Origin of the sequence: Brevibacillus laterosporus DSM 25 (assembly GCF_002706795.1) — a bacterium.
Lineage (GTDB): Bacteria > Bacillota > Bacilli > Brevibacillales > Brevibacillaceae > Brevibacillus_B > Brevibacillus_B laterosporus.
The window spans coordinates 4,796,273-4,815,831 of sequence record NZ_CP017705.1 but is presented as its reverse complement, the minus strand read 5'-3'; the positions used below and the strand labels follow the sequence as shown (position 1 = coordinate 4,815,831).

Below are 19,559 nucleotides of genomic sequence, written 5' to 3'. Positions count from 1 at the left end.
GCAAAAATGAAAAAACAAGATAATATTGCCAAAGTTTATCCCTTAACTCCATTGCAAGAAGGTATGTTATTTCATTCTATTAAGGATGAGCAGACGAGTGCCTACTATCTCCAGATGACCGCTACTATTCATGGCGATTTTGATCTTCCATTGTTTGAGCAGAGTATGAATACACTGATCGAAAACTACGAGGTTCTCCGTACAGCATTTGTTTACCAAAATTTACAACGTGCTAGACAAGTTGTGTTTAAAGAGAGAAGAATGCAGGTATACTTTGAGGATATCACGCGTTTTTCTGACGATGAACAAAAGAAATATATTGAAACTTATAAAAACAGTGGGAAAGAACAAGGCTTTGATCTAACTAAAGATGTGCTAATGAGAACTGCTATCTTCCAAACCAATGATCAAACCTATCAATTTGTTTGGGCTCTTCATCATATCGTCATCGATGGTTGGGGACTCGGGATTCTTATTCATAAGCTTCTCGGTTATTATGCTACCTTAAAAGCAAATAAATCAATTCCACGCGAAGTAACTAAGCCATATAGCGAATATATAAAATGGTTGGAGAAACAAAATAGAGAAGAAGCATTGAAATATTGGAAAAATTATTTAGACAGCTATGAACTGCATTCTGAATTCCCCAAAAACAAGAAGCAGACTGGGAAGGAAAGCTATGAACTTAAGGAGATCCTCTTTACGTTAGATCAGGACACAACAAAAAATCTCCAACAGATCGCGAACCGTAATCAGGCCACGTTAAGTAATGTATTCCATGCGCTTTGGAGCATTTTGGTAAGTAAATATAAAAATACGGACGATGTTGTATTTGGATCGGTTGTCTCAGGTAGACCTCCAGAAATACAAGGAATTGAAAATATGGTAGGGTTGTTCATCAATACCATTCCCACTCGCTTACATTGCAATGGCTTACTGTCTATTGATGACGTAATAAAAAGAGCCCGAGAAAATTCGATTCAATCTACAAAATATGACTATGCACCTTTATATGAAATTCAAAGTCAATCATTGGTAAAACAGGAGCTCATTGACCATCTTGTCACGTTCGAAAATTATCCAGACAACAACATGGATTCTCTAGAGGAAGCTTTGGGTTTTCGTATACGCATAGATAATGGAGAAGAGCAAACTACCTATGATTTAAACGTAGTGGTTGCAGTAGCACCGTGGAACGAAATGATGATTAAATTCAGCTATAATGCTAAGGTTTATGATTCAGTTTTTGTTACTAGAATGCAAGATCATCTCAAAAATATTGTTGCACAGGTGATTAACCACCCTGATGTATTACTAAAGGATATTCCAATCCTGACGAAGCAGGAAAAACAACAGCTAGTAGTAGAGTATAATAACACGGCTTCTGACTATCCAAGAACCAAAACTATCTATGAGTTATTTGAAGAGCAGGCAGCCAAAACACCACACCAAGTAGCAGCAGTATGCCTAGAAAAACAACTCACTTATCAGGAATTAAACGAAAGCTCTAATCAACTAGCACATTTTTTAAGAGAGAAAGGAGTTACTGCTGATAGCGTTGTTTCCATTATGGCAGAGCATTCCTTGGAATTGGTTGTAGGGATTCTCGCCATTTTAAAATCGGGAGCTACCTATTTACCGATTGATCCTGATTATCCAGAAGATCGAATTCAGTATTTACTAGAGGATAGTCAAACAACTATTTTGCTAACGCAGCAAAAGTTTTCCGATAAACTTGATGGTAATATAGAGATTCTATTCCTAGATAATCAAGAGCTATATCAGGGAAGCGCCGCTAATCTAATAAATGAAAGCAGCATGAATGATCTAGCTTATATCATCTATACCTCAGGTTCCACTGGAAATCCGAAGGGAGCTATGATCACTCATCAGGGGCTTGTCAATTATATTTGGTGGGCTAGAAAAGTGTATGTACAAAATGAGACCGTTCATTTCCCACTTTATTCGTCCATTTCGTTTGATTTGACTGTCACGTCTATATTTACCCCTCTTGTTTCTGGGAATACGATCTATATTTATAGAGGGGAAGACAAGGTACAGGTTATTCAGGACATCCTTACAGATAATAAAGTTGGAATTATTAAACTAACCCCTACACATCTAAAACTAATCGAAGAATTCGATGGCACGAATAGTAATATTAGAAGATTTATTGTTGGCGGCGAAAGCTTACATACGCAGCTCGCTAGCAAAATAGATCGTAATTTTGGTGGGAATGTCCAAATTATGAATGAATATGGACCTACGGAAACAGTAGTAGGCTGCATGCTCTATGTATTTGATCCGAATAATACTTCACAAAACTCTGTACCAATTGGTGTACCCGCCGACAATGTAAATATCTATCTATTAGACACAGCCTTGCAGCCAGTGCCAATTGGCTCTATTGGAGAAATGTACATTGCTGGGGATGGAGTTGCCAGAGGCTATTTAAATCGACCTGAGCTAACCGCGGAAAAATTTATAGAAAACCCCTTTAGACCTGGGGAAAGAATGTATCGAACAGGAGACCTTGCGAGATGGTTGCCAGATGGAAATATGGAATATATGGGAAGGACAGATCATCAGGTAAAAATACGGGGTCATCGCATTGAGATGGGAGAAATAGAAGCAAAATTAGTACAGCATGAAATGATTAAAGAAGCTGTCGTTATTGTCGAGAAAGATGAATCCTCGCAAAATGTACTATATGCGTACATTGTTTCTGATTCTGACTTACCTGTATCTGAACTCCGTGAACATGTAGGGAGTACTTTGCCGTCTTATATGATCCCATCCTACTTTATCCGTCTGGAAGAAATCCCTTTGACATCCAATGGTAAAGTAGAGAGAAAAAAATTGCCAAAACCTGATGGCTCCATTCGTACAGGTGTTGAATTTGTAGCACCACGTACCCTCATTGAAGACCAACTGGCTACGATTTGGAAGGGCGTATTAAACGTAAATGAAGTTAGTGTCTTAGATAATTTTTTTGAATTAGGTGGCCATTCTCTAAAGGCAATGACGGTTATTTCTCAAATATCTAAGGCATTCAATGTTGATTTACCCTTAAAGGTATTATTTGACACACCTACAATTGCGGCCATTTCTCATTTTATTGCTAACACAGAAAACGGAATGTACTCGGCAATCGAACCAGTAGCACCTCAAGAGTACTATCCAGTCTCTTCAGCTCAAAAGAGGATGTATATCCTTCACCAACTCAATGAGGATAGCGTTAGCTATAATATGCCAGGTGCTCTAATCATTGAGGGAAATTTAGACACACAGCGCTTTGAAGATGCAATGAAAAGTATAGTAACTCGACATGAAGCCTTACGAACTTCTTTCCATTCAATAGATGGTGAACCAGTACAAAAGGTACATCAATCTGTTCAAGTAGAAATGATTCGGATGAATTCCAAGGAAGATCAAATCGAGCAGATTGTTACTGATTTTATTAAACCATTTGATTTATCTATTGCACCATTGCTTCGAGTTGGTTTGGTTGCATTAGAAGAGCAGAAGCATCTCTTCCTTTTGGATATACACCATATCATCTCTGATGGAGTATCTATCTCTGTGTTTGTCGAAGAGTTTATGAAGCTCTATCATGGTGAGAGCTTGCCTGAGCTACGCATCCAGTATAAGGATTTTGCAGTTTGGCAAAACGAGCTGTTCCAATCAGAGATATTTGAAAAGCAAGAAAACTACTGGATCAACACATTAAAAGGTGAAATACCGGTACTTCAGCTACCTACAGATTCACGTAGACCAGTTACTCAGAGTTTTGAAGGGGATGGAGTTGACTTTGTCATTCCAAAACAGTTAACTTCTGGACTCTATGATGTAACAACGAAATCAGGGGCTACCCTGTATATGGTATTGTTATCGGCTTATAGTGTTCTTTTATCAAAGTATGCTGGACAGGAAGAAATTATTATTGGCTCTCCCATTGCTGGAAGAAGGCATGCTGATGTTGAACGCATTATGGGAAGCTTTATTAATACGCTAGCGATGCGAACCTATCCTGAGGCAAGTAAGACATTAGGTGAGTTCATTGCTGAAGTGAAGCAAATGACATTAGGTGCATTCGAACATCAAGATTATCCATTTGAAGCTTTGGTAGATAAATTAGATTTACCTCGTGATTTTAGTCGGAATCCATTATTTGATACGATGCTCGTGCTACAAAACATGGATCAAACCACATTTGAGCTAGATCAGTTGAGAATAACACCATATGACTTTGTCCATTCCATTTCAAAAGTAGATATGACGCTCTTTGCTTCCGAGGTAGACGGCGAAATTCGTTGTAAATTACAGTACAGCACAGCCCTATTTAAGCGTGAAACCATTGAGCAATTCGTCAAGCATTTCCAAATGATCATACGTGCTTTTGTTGAAAATGTGGAGCAAAAGCTTGCCGAAATTCCATTATTAACTCAAGAAGAGCAAGCTGAACTCATTACAAGAACAACTGGGGTAGAAGCAGATATTCCTCATGATGTCACAATGTATGACTTGTTTGAATCATGCGTAAAGAAATATCCCTTACAACATGCAGTCGTGTTTGGAGAAGAAAAACTGACTTATCAGGATCTACATGAAAAAGCAAACCATGTTGCAGCTCTGTTGCAAGAGAGGGGCGTAGGTGCGAATAAGATCGTGGGGATCATGACTCCTCCATCGTTAGAAATGATGATTGGAATCATGGGAATATGGAGGGCAGGTGGAGCTTACCTACCAATCGATCCCGATGCTCCACAAGAGCGGATTAGTTATATGTTAGAAGACAGTGACGTAGATGTTGTTGTGACTTTGAGTGATTTGTCAAATACTCTTCCAACATCAGTAAGTACGCTTTCGTTGGATAGAGAAATGATAAATCAAGATTTGCAATTGCCTAAAGCAACGAAGGTGGACTCAGAGAATCTTGCTTATGTGATATATACATCAGGTACGACAGGGATGCCAAAAGGAGTTCAAATTGCTCATCGAAATGTAATAAATTACGTTTCTGCATTTTCGCGTCAAGCTAATGTAACATTTGAAGATAGAACAGTGCTCGTGTCGTCCTACGCATTTGACTTAGGCTATACAGGGATTTTCTCAGCTATTTTGTCAGGTAGCCAATTACATGTACTGACAAAAGATGAGTATATCAATACTGAGCGGTTACTAGCGTATATGAGTGAAAATCAGATCACTTATGTTAAAATGACTCCTTCCCTTTTTAGTGTAATTGTTCGAAGTGAGTCATTCATGATGACAAATCATTGCGATTCCCTCCGTTTAATTGTAATGGGTGGGGAACCAATTCGAGTGACTGATGTGATGACGTATCTTGCTAAATATCCTGCTGTGCAGGTCATGAACCACTATGGTCCAACAGAGACGACCATTGGATGCATCACACATTTATTGACTGCAGATAATAGTAATGAATTTGCCAATCGACCTTTTATTGGTAAGCCAATCGCTAATACGCAGGTATATGTTCTTGATGCAAGAGGCCAGTTAGTCCCACCTGGCATTGTCGGAGAGCTATGCATTAGTGGTGAAGGTGTATCGAAGGGATATCTGAACCAACCTAGTTTAACAGATGAAAAATTTGTCTCAAATCCATTTATCTCGGGCACGAGCATGTATCGAACAGGTGATTTAGCGAGATATTTCTTAAATGGAAATGTAGAATTTTTAGGAAGAGCAGATCATCAAGTAAAAATTGCCGGATATCGCATTGAGCTAGGTGAGATTGAAAAGCAGATCATACAGCATAAGTCAATTAAAGAGGCAGTTGTTATTGCTGAGCAAGAAGAACAGTCTCACTCGCTGTATGCTTACTTTGTTTCTGAACAAGAAATCACGGTATCCGAGTTGCGAGAGCACGTAGGTAGTGTGCTACCAACCTATATGATTCCTGCTTACTTTGTTCGTATGGATAAAATTCCACTTACACCGAATGGAAAGGTGGATCGTAAAGCTCTTCCGAAGCCTACGGGAACTATTGTTACAGGGGTAGAATATGTAGCTCCTAGAAATCAGATTGAAATGAAAGTAAGTGGCATTTGGAATGAAGTTCTCTCTGTAAACAAAATTGGGGTGGAAGATAACTTTTTTGAATTAGGCGGACATTCATTAAAAGCAATGAACATGATTTCTAAGTTAAACAAGGTATTTCAAGTAGAGGTACCGTTTAAAATGATTTTTGAAAATCCAACAATTGCTAAATTAGCTCAATACATTACACATGCTGAGAAAGGCAATTATTCGGATATTCAACCCGCTCAACTACAAGAATATTATCCTGTATCTTCAGCTCAAAAGAGAATGTATATTCTGCGTCAGTTAGCCGGAGCTGATCTTGGCTATAATATGCCAGGTGTGATGTATATTGATGGAAAGCTCGATGTTCAACGATTTGAGCTAGCAATGAAAGCACTGGTTCAACGCCATGAATCGTTACGAACTTCTTTCCACTCGATCAATGGAGAAATTGTGCAACGTATACATGAAGAGATTGATTTTTCCATTTCAAACTCGACGTCAACAGAAGATCAAATCGATACGCTTATCACAAATTTTATTCAGCCATTCGACCTTTCGCTTGCACCACTTTTACGTGTTGGAGTTGTAAAAATAACAGAGGAGCGTCATCTCTTCTTAGTGGATATGCATCATATCATAGCGGATGGTGTTTCATTAGGAATTTTTATCAAAGAATTTGTTCAACTGTATCAAGAGAAGGAATTGTCTGAACTTCGTTTACAGTATAAAGATTTTGCTACATGGCAGAATGAATGGTTTGAAACAGGTATATTAAATAAGCAGGAGACGTATTGGCTTACTGCATTTGCAGAAGAAATTCCTCTTCTAAATCTGTCGACTGATTTCCCGCGTCCACTGACGAAGAGCTTTCAGGGAGACCGATTTATTTTTGGCACAGGAACTAACTTGATGCAGGAGTTATATCGAATTGCAAATGAGACTGGGACAACTTTGTACATGGTTTTATTAGCAACCTATAATATTTTCCTTTCTAAGTATTCGGGACAAGAAGACATTATTGTGGGTACACCAATCGCTGGCAGAACTCACGCAGATGTCGATCAAATTATGGGAATGTTCGTGAATACACTGGCCTTACGAAATTATCCAGTTGGAACAAAGACGTTTAAAGAGTTTATAGAGGAAGTAAAACAAAATACGTTACAGGCCTATGAAAATCAGGATTACCCATTTGAAGTGCTTGTTGAAAAATTGGATGTACACCGTGACCTGAGTCGAAACCCATTATTTGACACGATTTTCATTTTACAAAATACGGACAAGAAAGTCTTTGAGATTGAAAATTTAACATTTCATCCATATATTACAGAGGTTAAACAAGCAAAATTCGATCTCACTTTAGAAGCAACAGAAGAGAGTATGGAGATTGTATTCTGCCTCGAATACTGCTCTAAGCTCTTTAAGAAGGAAACGATTGAACAAATGGCGTCTCATTTCTTACAAATTGTACGAGCAGTAACCGAGAATCCAGAGGTCGCTTTATCAGAAATCAATATGCTCACCTTAGAAGAAAGACAACAGGTACTTGTTGATTTCAATAATAATCACGTTCCATATTCAATGGGAACAATTCATAGCTTTTTTGAAGAACAGGTGGAAAAAACACCTGACCATATAGCACTCAGTTATGCAGGTCAAACATTGACTTATCGCCAGTTAAATGAGAGAGCTAACCAACTAGCTGTGTTTTTGCGAAATAAGGGAGTACAACCAGAGCAAATTGTGGGGATTATGGCCGAACGATCATTTGAAATGATTGTAGGGATTTATGGGGTTTTAAAATCAGGGGCAGCTTATTTACCAATTGATCCGGCTTATCCACAGGAGCGTATTCAATATTTGCTTGAGGATAGTGGTGCTACTATACTGCTTACTCAAACACACCTGACCAAACAAATCACAACTGAAATCGAATGGATAGATCTTCAGGATAATCAAATTTATGTAGGAGATGGTAAAAACCTCTCCAATGTAAATCAAGCATCTGACCTTGCTTATATCATTTACACATCCGGTACAACAGGCAAACCAAAAGGAGTCATGATAGAACACCAGTCTATTATCAATTGCTTGCAGTATCGAAAAGAGGAATACGGTTTTACTCCTAACGATAAGGTTCTGCAAATTTTCTCATTTGCCTTTGACGGATTCGTCGCTAGTCTATTCTCTCCAATGATGGGAGGAGCGATTTCTGTCTTGCCTAGAGAAGAAGAGGCTAAAGACCCATTTGCTCTTAGAAATGTAATTGCGGCTGAAAGTATCACGCATTATCATGGCGTACCTAGCTTGTTTCATGCAATTCTTGATTGCTCAACAGCTGAGGATTTCCATCAGTTGCGTAACATATCACTAGGGGGAGAAAAAATAACTCCTCAGCTTGTACAAAAGGTCAAACAAAAAAATCCTGCTATTGAAATTAATAATGAATACGGTCCAACTGAGAATAGTGTTCTCACAACGGTTAAGCGCTCAATGAAAGTAGGGGAAACGATCACAATCGGTCGTCCTATAGCAAATGTAGCGGTGTATATCCTTGACAGCAATCATCTGTTACAACCCGTTGGAGTAATTGGTGAACTGTGCATTGGTGGTCAAGGCTTAGCGAGAGGTTATTTACATCGACCAGAGCTTACAGAAGAGAAATTTGTTCCCAATCCGTTTGTACTAGGTGAACGCATGTATAAAACGGGTGATTATGCTAAATGGTTACCGGATGGCACGATTGAGTATATTGGTCGCGTTGATGAACAGGTCAAAATTAGGGGCTATCGAATCGAGATTGGTGAGATCGAAAATGCTACTCTAACATTTGATAAGATCAATGAGGCAATTGTTGTGGTTTCAGAGGATACAACCCAACAGCAGCTACTAACCGCCTACTTTACGGCAGAAGAAGAAGTCATATTACCTGAGCTGAGAGCACATCTAGCGAAAGAATTACCTGAATACATGGTTCCAACATACTTTGTGCAGCTAGAGGCTTTCCCTACAACACCAAATGGAAAAATTGATCGTAAGGGATTGCCAAAGCCAGAAGGCGATCCGGTTCTAGGAACGGTATATGTAGCGGCTAAAAATGCAACTGAAGCTAAACTAGTTGAAATTTGGGAGAATGTACTCGGACATAAGAAGATTGGCGTGAATGATAATTTCTTTGATTTAGGTGGTCATTCATTGAGAGCTATGACGGTGATGTCTCACGTGCATAAGGAGTGTGGTGTTGAATTACCTCTGAAGTTGTTATTCGAAAAATCTACAATTGCAGAATTAGCTACATTCATTGACCAGGCTACAAAAAGCAAATATGTCCCTATTCAACCTGTATCGCCTAAAGAGCATTATCCGGTTTCGTCCGCACAAAAAAGGATGTATATCCTTCGTCAGTTTGATGGAGCAGGAACTATTTATAACATGCCAAGTGCACTATACATGGATGGCAAGCTAGACTATCCACGCTTTGAAGATGCACTACAACAAGTAATAAACCGACATGAAGCATTAAGAACCTCGTTCCATTCTATAAATGGAGAACCAATGCAACGTGTACATCAGTCAGTTGAACTTGAAATTTTATATAAAGAAGCATCGATAGACCAAGTAGATCAACTTGTTCATGAGTTCATTCAAAATTTTGATCTTGAAGTAGCCCCTCTATTACGTGTTGGACTCATCAAAATAGAGGAAGAAAGACATCTTTTCTTGATGGATATGCACCATATTGTCTCAGATGGTGTATCAGCAGGAATCTTATTTGAGGAATTTGCGAAGCTATATCGTGGTGAAAGCCTGCCTGAACTTCGCATTCAATATAAGGACTTTGCTGTCTGGCAAAATGAACTATTCGCATCAGATGCTTTCAACAAACAGGAATCCTACTGGACAAACACATTTGCAGGAGAAATCCCTGTTCTCAATTTACCAACAGATCATTCAAGACCGACAGTGCAAAGCTTTGATGGGGACCAAGTTGTTTTTCATACCGGAAAGCAAGTCATGGAGGACTTATACAAGCTTGCCAATGAAACTTCAACAACGTTGTATATGGTACTACTGGCTGCTTTTAATGTGCTACTATCCAAATACTCTGGTCAAGAAGAGCTTGTGATCGGGTCACCTATTGCTGGAAGAGCACATCCTGATGTAGAAAAAGTAATGGGAATGTTTGTAAATACGTTAGCGTTGAAAAACAATCCAAGTGGTATGAAGTCTTTCAAAGCGTTTTTGGCAGAAGTACAACAAAATACATTGGAAGCCTATGAAAACCAGGATTATCCGTTTGAATTACTCGTCGAAACATTAGAAATTCAAAGGGACTTAGGTAGAAATCCTTTGTTTGACATCATGTTTATTTTGCAAAATATGGAGAGAAAATCTTTTGTACTAGATGATCTACAGATCACACCTCATGTTGCACAAAGGGGCTATTCAAAGTTTGATTTGACGTTAGAAGCAAATGAAGAACAATCAGGCCTACAATTCTCTCTCGTATATAGTACGAGGTTGTTTAAGAAGAAAAGTATAGAAAGAATGGCAGGTCATTTCTTACAAATCATCGATATTATTGCGAAACAACCGGATATAGCTTTATCAGAGATCAGTTTGTTATCTGAAGCAGAAAGGCAACAAATTGTCGCTGAATTTAATGAAACATCAACAGATTATCCAAGAATGTTAGCCATTCACCAATGGTTCGAGGAGCAAGTAGAAAAGAATCCAGATCATATAGCAGTTGTATCAGAAGGGAATACATTAACGTATCAGGAGTTAAATAATAGAGCAAATCAAGTCGCATGGATACTTCGTCAAAAGGGTGTAGAGTCAAATCACGTTGTCGGTCTTTTAGCTGATCGCACACATGAAATGATTATAGGAATAATGGGGATTCTTAAAGCAGGAGGAGCCTATCTAGGAATTGATCCTGAGTATCCTTCCGAACGCATCTCTTACATGATAGAAGATTGCCAAGTTAACATTGTTCTTTCGTTACGTCATCTGACTTCCCTACTAGTGGAAGAAGTGGACATCATTTTACTAGATGATGAAAGCTTGAATCAAGGTGATGTTACAAATCTTCCAAGTATTACTGATCCGAATGATATAGCTTATATCATGTACACGTCTGGTTCGACTGGTAAACCAAAAGGTGTAATGGTTGAACATCGAAATGTGGTTCGGTTGGTAATAAATACCAATTATGTTGAGGTAACACCAGAAGATCGAATGATTCAAACAGGTGCAATTGGCTTTGATGCAATGACATTTGAAATTTTTGGTGCATTGCTACATGGGGCACGTTTATACCTCGTCAATAAGAATATCTTGTTGGATTCAGAGTTATTAGGTAGCTTCTTACAAGCAAACCAAATTACAACGATGTGGCTAACATCACCATTATTTAATCAATTATCGCAAGACAATGAGAGTATGTTTGCTAGCCTTACCAACTTAATTGTCGGTGGAGATGTCCTATCGCCTAAACACATTAACAAGGTAAAACAAACAAATCCAAATCTAGTAATTTGGAATGGCTATGGACCAACTGAGAACACTACCTTCTCTACTTGCTTTAGAATTGATGAGGAATTCATTGATAACATACCGATTGGTAAACCCATTAGTAACTCAACCGCTTATATCCTTGATCAATGTAATCACTTGCAACCAATCGGGGTTCCAGGAGAGCTATGTGTTGGCGGAGAAGGGGTTGCTAGAGGGTACATTAACAAACCTGAGCTAACTGCAGAAAAATTCGTGTCTAACCCATTTGTTCCAGGTGAGCAAATGTACCGTACAGGTGATTTGGCCAGATGGTTGCCTGATGGAACAATTGAATATTTAGGACGAATTGACCAACAGGTAAAAATTAGAGGATTCCGAATCGAAATCGGTGAGATTGAATCTGTCCTTGCTAGACAAGACAAGGTAAAGGAATCTGTCATAACGGTAGTGGAGGACAAGGGTGGTCAAAAAGCATTATGTGCGTATTACGTATCAGAGAATGCTACTCTTATACCAGAATTGCGTGAACAGCTAGCGGAGGAGCTTCCTTCCTATATGGTACCTACCTTCTTTGTCCAACTGGAGAAAATGCCACTTACACCAAATGGAAAAGTAGATCGTAGAGCATTACCAAAACCAGATGGAGAACTGATTGCAGGCACAGAATATGTAGCACCGAGCAATCAAATCGAAGAACAATTGGTTGATATTTGGAAAAGTGTATTAGGTGTCTCCAAGATAGGTGTTAGGGACAATTTCTTTGAATTGGGAGGACATTCTTTAAAGGCAATGACCGTAATTTCCTCCGTGCATAAGGTGTTCCATGTTGAATTGCCGTTAAAAATCCTTTTTGAATCGCCGACAATCTTTGCTCTAGCATCCTATATTTCGGGCTTAGAAAAAGGAAAGTACGTAGCCATTCAACAAGCTGTCAAAACTGATTTTTATCCGGTTTCTTCAGCACAAAAACGGATGTATATCCTTCATCAATTTGAAGGTACAGGTATTAGTTATAATGTTCCTGGTGTTATGTTCATTGAGGGTAGCTTGGATTACAACCGTTTTGACTATGCAATGAGAGGTTTGGTCAACCGACATGAGGCACTGCGGACATCTTTTAAAACGGTCAATGGTGATCCTGTTCAGATAATCCATGATACTGTGAATTTTGCTGTTACTTATCAAGAGGCGTCAGAGGATCAAGTCGAACAAATCGTAGATGAATTTATTCAACCATTTGATTTGGAGATAGCTCCATTATTTAGAATAGGCCTTGTTACCCTATCAGAAAAACGTCATCTCTTCTTAATGGATATGCATCATATCATTTCTGACGGTGTATCTATGCAGATCATCATCAAAGAATTTGCCCAATTGTATAATGAGCAAAATCTGCCTGAATGTAACATCCAGTATAAAGATTTTGCTGTATGGCAAAATGAGCTGTTCCAATCTGAAGTGATTCAAAAGCAAGAAGAATTTTGGCTCAATACATTCGCAGGCGAATTACCAATTCTAAATCTGCAAACTGACTTCCCAAGACCTTCTGTACAAAGTTTCGAAGGTGACCATATCATTTTTGGAACTGGAAAGCAGCTAATGGCTGACCTACTGAGCCTATCTAATGAGACAGGGGCAACCTTGTATATGCTTTTGTTGGCAGCTTACAATCTGCTATTGTCCAAATACACTGGTCAGGAAGAAATTGTTATTGGTACTCCGATTGCTGGCAGATCACACGCAGATGTAGAAAATATCGTCGGTATGTTTGTAAATACACTAGCATTGAAAAATAGACCATTAAGTGAGCTAACATTCCGTGAATTTGTAGCTGAAGTGAAAAATAATGCACTAGAGGCTTTCCAAAATCAGGATTACCCGTTTGAAAATCTTGTAGAAAAGCTACAAATTCGACGTGATTTAAGTAGAAATCCGTTATTTGACACTATGTTTAGCTTGGGAAAAACCGATTCAACCGGATTTGAGATAGATGGCCTTCACTATGTCCCTTACGAGATGAAAGGGCAAATAGCCAAATTTGATATCTCGTTGGATGCTTTTGAAACGCAAGATGAGATTCAACTCCAATTTAGCTATTGCACCAAATTATTTAGCAAAGAAACCATCGAACGTTGGGCTATCCATTATTCTCAAATTTTACAGTCTATCGTAGCAAATCCAGATAAAAAGCTTTCAGAGATTAGCGTCTTGTCAGAGTCAGAGAAAAATCAAATTGTGTATGACTTTAATGCAACGAAAACGTCTTATCCAATGAATAAAATGTTCCATCAGTTATTCGAGGAACAAGTGGAGAAAACCCCTAACAATATTGCGGTTATTAGTGGACATGAACAGCTTACTTATCAGGAGTTAAATACGAAAGCCAATCAGCTAGCACGAATACTTCGACAGAAGGGAGTTCAGCCTGAACGTACCGTAGGCATTATCATAGATCGCTCTCTGCATATGGTTGTTAGTATGTTGGCCGTATTAAAAGCAGGTGGAGCCTATGTGCCGATTGACATGGATTATCCGCAAGATCGTAAGGAATTTATGCTCGAGGATAGCAATGCAATGCTGTTGCTTACCTTGCAAAATCTAGCAGAACAGCTTGTATTCGAACATGAGGTCTTGTACTTGGATCAAGATGAATATTACCAAGGTGATGGTACTAATTTACAGAATGTCTCAGAAAAGCATCATATGGCTTACATTATTTATACATCTGGGACAACTGGTAAACCAAAGGGTGTCGTGATAGAGCATCAGAGTTATATCAACATAGCATTTGCATGGAGAGAGGAGTATCACTTAGAGACCTTCCCTGTTCGGTTACTGCAGATGGCTAGTTTCTCTTTCGACGTTTCGGCTGGAGATTTTGCCAGAGCTTTACTTCATGGCGGACAATTGGTGGTTTGCCCAAATGAGGTAAAACTTGATCCAGCTTCCCTTTATGACATGCTAAGCAGATACCAAATTACCATATTTGAATCAACACCAGCTTTAGTTGTTCCTCTAATGGAATACATTTTCGAACATAAGCTGGATATTAGTCAGATGAAACTCTTAATTATCGGAGCAGATAGTTGCTCAATGGATGATTACAGGGCGCTACTTGGTAAATTTGGAAAATCCATTCGAATCATTAACAGCTATGGGGTTACAGAAGCTTGCATTGATTCTAGTTATTACGAACAACCGTTTGAATTTCTACATGCAGTGGGAACCGCACCAATTGGAAAACCGCTTCCTAACACCACGATGTATATCATGGATCAATCTGGAGGGCTGGTACCAATCGGAGTCGTAGGAGAATTATGTATTGGAGGAGCGGGAGTTGCTCGTGAGTATCTAAATCGCCCAGAACTTACGGCTGAAAAGTTTGTTGATAATCCATTTGTACCGGGAGAAAAGCTATATCGGTCAGGAGATTTAGCAAAGTGGTTACCTGATGGAAATATAGAGTTTCTTGGTCGAACAGATCATCAAGTGAAGATCAGAGGAGTAAGGATCGAACTTGGTGAGATTGAGTCACAAATGCGTAAGCTTGATGGTCTAAGAGAAGTGGTCGTTATTGCGAAGGAAGATCAAACGAAGGAAAAATTCCTCTGCGCATATATGGTTACGGATAGAGAGGTAAGCATAGCGGAAATACGTGCACATTTAGCAGCTGAACTACCGATAGCGATGATTCCTACTACGTTTATTTCACTTGAAGCGATGCCATTAACAGCCAATGGAAAAATTGACAAGCGATCGTTACCAGATCCAGACAATTCGTTACTTTCTAACACAGACTATGTAGCTCCCCGAACACAATTGGAATCTCAGCTTGCTACTGTATGGCAACAGGTTTTAGGCATTGGTCGAGTTGGAAGTAAGGACGACTTTTTCGCATTAGGTGGTCATTCTTTACGTGCCATGATGGTTATATCTCAAATGCACAAAGAGTATCAAATGGATATTCCTTTACGTGTCCTATTTGAAAAACCAACGATCGAAGAAATAGCCCAATACTTGGAGAGCGAGCGCACGAAGCAGATCATTTCGATCCGACCTGCTACAAAGCAAGATTACTATCCGGTTTCAGCAGCACAACGAAGAATGTTTATTCTTAACCAGTTTGATGGGATAGATATCAGTTATAACATGCCTTCTATCATGTTACTGGAAGGAAAACTTGACCTGGTAAAACTAGAAAAAGCCTTTAGGGATGTAATTAACCGTCATGAGAGCTTGCGTACATCCTTCGAGGTAGTAAATGGTTCTCCTGTGCAGAAAATCCATGCAGTAGTTGATTTTACTGTCGACCATCAGGTAGCTGTTGAAGAGGAATTGGAAGAAATCATTGATGAATTTATTCAACCGTTCCAGTTAAATAAGGCGCCATTGCTTCGCGTCAAGCTTGTTCAAACCCGATTGGATCGTTATTTGTTACTAGTAGATACACATCATATTATTTCCGATGGGGTATCATCTGGAATCATCATCAGCGAACTGGTGGAATTGTATCAAGGAAATACGTTACCAGAACTTACGATTCAGTATAAGGATTTTTCTATATGGCAACATGAACAGTATCAAACAGAAATGTATAAAAAACAGGAAGACCATTGGTTTCAAACATTTGCAGATGAAATTCCTGTATTAAATCTACCTACAGATTTTCCAAGACCAACTACACAAAGCTTTGACGGCGATGTAATCACAATTGGAACGGGCAAAGAGCTTATGGAAGGCTTGTATAAGATAGCTACAGACACAGGTACCACTCTCTATATGGTCTTGTTAGCGACATATAATGTACTTCTTTCCAAATATTCGGGTCAAGAAGATCTGATTGTGGGTACACCGGTTACAGGGCGATCGCATGTTGATTTGGAGAACACTGTTGGAATGTTTGTCAATACATTAGCCATGCGAAATAAACCAGCTAGATCAAAATCATTTAGAGAATTTTTATTAGAAGTAAAACAAAATGCATTACGAGCCTATGAGAATCAGGATTATCCATTTGAAGAGCTAGTGGAGAAACTAAAGCTACAACGGGATGTAAGCAGAAATCCGATGTTTGATACCATGTTTACTCTCCAGAACAGAGGGGAAGACGCTATTGAATTAGATGAGCTACGATTTGTTGCCTATGAAGGAGAAAATAAATCGAAGCACTCTAAATTCGATCTAACCTTTATCGCCACAGAAGAAAGAGACCAAATCATGATTGGTGTGGAATATTGCACCAAATTGTACCGTCCGGAAACAATCAAACGTTTGATGACTAATTTCCTTCAGATTATGAACGCGATCATAGATAATCCTGATGTGAGATTAGCTGCTATTGAACTACTGACGAATGCAGAGAAAACTCAGCTTTTACAAGAGTTTAATAACACAGAAAGAGACTATCAGCAGGATACAACGGTTCATCAGCTTTTTGAAGAACAGGTAAGAAAAACACCGGATCAAGTAGCACTTATCTGGGACAAGAAGAAATTGACCTATCAAGAGCTAAATGAAAGAGCCAATCAATTAGCTCGTACACTACACAATAAAGGAGTCGTTCCTAATCAGCTAGTAGCGATTATGGCAGATCGTTCTGTAGAAATGATTATTGGTATCATGGGTATCTTGAAAGCTGGAGCAGCCTATGTTCCTATTGATCCAGCTTATCCTACGGAACGTATTGAATATGTCTTAGAGGATAGCGGTGCGATTCTTTTACTGACCCAGGCGCATTTGTTCAATGAATTATCAGCTAATATGATGAGGTTAAATTTAGATGAGAAGCAAAATTATGTAGTCGATGGAACCAATCTCACAGTTGTGAACCAACCAACTGACTTGGCATATGTAATTTATACTTCAGGCACAACTGGTAAACCAAAAGGGGTCATGATTGAACATCATTCCATCGTGAATTGCCTACAATGGAGAAGAGACGAGTATGCCTTTAATCCAAAGGATAAAGCATTGCAGATTTTCTCATTTGCTTTTGATGGATTTGTAGCTAGTTTGTTTGCTCCTATGCTTGGAGGGGCCACTTCGATCTTGCCAAGAGAAGAAGAGGCAAAAGATCCATTTGCACTACGAAAATTGATCGCCTCTGAATCGATCACTCATTACTATGGTGTTCCAAGTCTGTTTAATGCAATTGTGGATAGCGCTACAGCAGAGGATTTACACCAATTACGTTGTGTCACTCTTGGTGGAGAAAAATTATCTCCTCAAATTGTACAAAAGATTAAACAGAAAAATCCTGCTATTGAGATTAACAATGAGTATGGACCTACAGAGAATAGTGTAATTACGACTATTCAGAGAGCAATTGAAGTAGACCAAGAGATTACAATTGGTCGTCCGCTTGCCAATGTAGCTGTCTATATTGTTAATACCGAGCATCATTTGCAGCCTATAGGAGTAGTAGGGGAGTTATGCATAGCGGGTCGTGGACTGGGCAGAGGTTATTTAAATCGACCAGAATTAACAGAGGAGAAGTTCGTTGCTAATCCATTTGCACCTGGAGAGCGCATGTATAAAACGGGGGATTTGGCAAAGTGGCGTACAGATGGAACGATAGAATACGTTGGTCGGGTAGATGAGCAGGTCAAAGTACGAGGTTTCCGAATTGAGATAGGAGAGATCGAATCTACCATTCTTCACTATCATGGTGTTAAGGAGGTAGTGGTTACTGCCCAAGAGGATCAACATGCACAGCAATATTTATGTGCGTACTTTGTAGCTGAAAAGGAAGTTGTACTGGCTGATTTGAGAAAATTTGTTTCCAAGGAACTCCCTGCGTACATGGTTCCTACCTACTTCGTACAGCTTTTAGAACTACCTACTACTGCTAACGGAAAAGTAGATAAGAGAGCATTGCCAGAGCCTCAAAACATCGGCGTTGCAGCAAAAGAATATGTTGCCCCTAGAAACATGATAGAGGAACAAATGGCTGCTATTTGGCAAGAAGTACTAGAGGTAGATCCAATTGGCATTACCGATCATTTCTTTGAAATAGGCGGACACTCCTTAAAAGCAATGCATCTCATATCAAAGGTGTACGAGTATATGCAAGAAGAGTTGCCACTACATCTCGTATTCCAGCATCCAACGATTGAAAAAATGGCAGAGTTTATTTTGCATAAGCAGTACGAGCAAAACACGGGTCACCCAATACTATTAAATAAGGAAACAATTCGACCTGTATTTAGCTTTACACCGATTGGTGCCCACAGTACCTTCTATCAAAAGCTTGCAGAAGAAATCCATGATATTTCTTTATATAGCTTTGACTTCATAGAAGAGGACAATCGCATTGAACAGTACGTCAATGCAATTATTCAGATTGATTCTGAGGGACCGTATACTTTGATGGGGTATTCCTCTGGCGGTAACTTAGCTTTTGAAGTTGCAAAAGAATTGGAAACCCAAGGACATCAGGTGTCCAGCATTATTTTATTTGACTCTTATTGGAAGGATAAAGCAATCGAACAAACGGCTGCTGAAGCAAGAAAAGAAATCGAAGCCTTTTTCACAGAAATAGGGGTTCATAACGAGATGTTTAATATGACAAAAGAGGATCTCGAACTGTTCATAACCAATGATTTTGTCAAACAAGGTTTTATTCAAAACATGCTCAGTTATCTGTTGTTCCATAATCAATTAGTAAATGAAGGTACTATAAAGGCTGCTATTCATCTCATCCAATCAGAGTGCGAACAAGGAAACTCAGCTGCCTATGAGGCTGAAAAATGGAATGAGGAAGTGTGGTCACGAGCATCTGAACAATTTATTGCCTATCGTGGCTATGGAGATCATTCGAAGATGCTTAGTGGTGAACAAGTTCCTAAAAATGCTTCCATACTCCAAGAAATTCTCCAAGCGATTTTTGTTCTGAAGTAGATTTTGTACAAATGGAAGTGTAGTTTTCGTGATTTCCCCTATAAAGGATTCGTATTTGTAGGGGGAATCACTATTTATCTTTTCGAGAG

General features: G+C 39.0%; 1 protein-coding gene. It reads left to right on the top strand.

Annotated elements, in window-relative coordinates; genetic code table 11:
- Positions 1 to 6: 6 nt before the first annotated feature.
- On the top strand, positions 7 to 19,470 hold the full coding sequence (locus BrL25_RS22620; protein WP_018672891.1) for a non-ribosomal peptide synthetase: 19,464 nt from the start codon (positions 7 to 9) through the stop codon (positions 19,468 to 19,470).
- Positions 19,471 to 19,559: the final 89 nt, after the last annotated feature.

Excerpts from the sequence above, each read along its gene's own strand:
- BrL25_RS22620 (WP_018672891.1), top strand. The coding sequence starts at position 7 with ATGAAAAAACAAGATAATATTGCCAAAGTTTATCCCTTAACTCCATTG.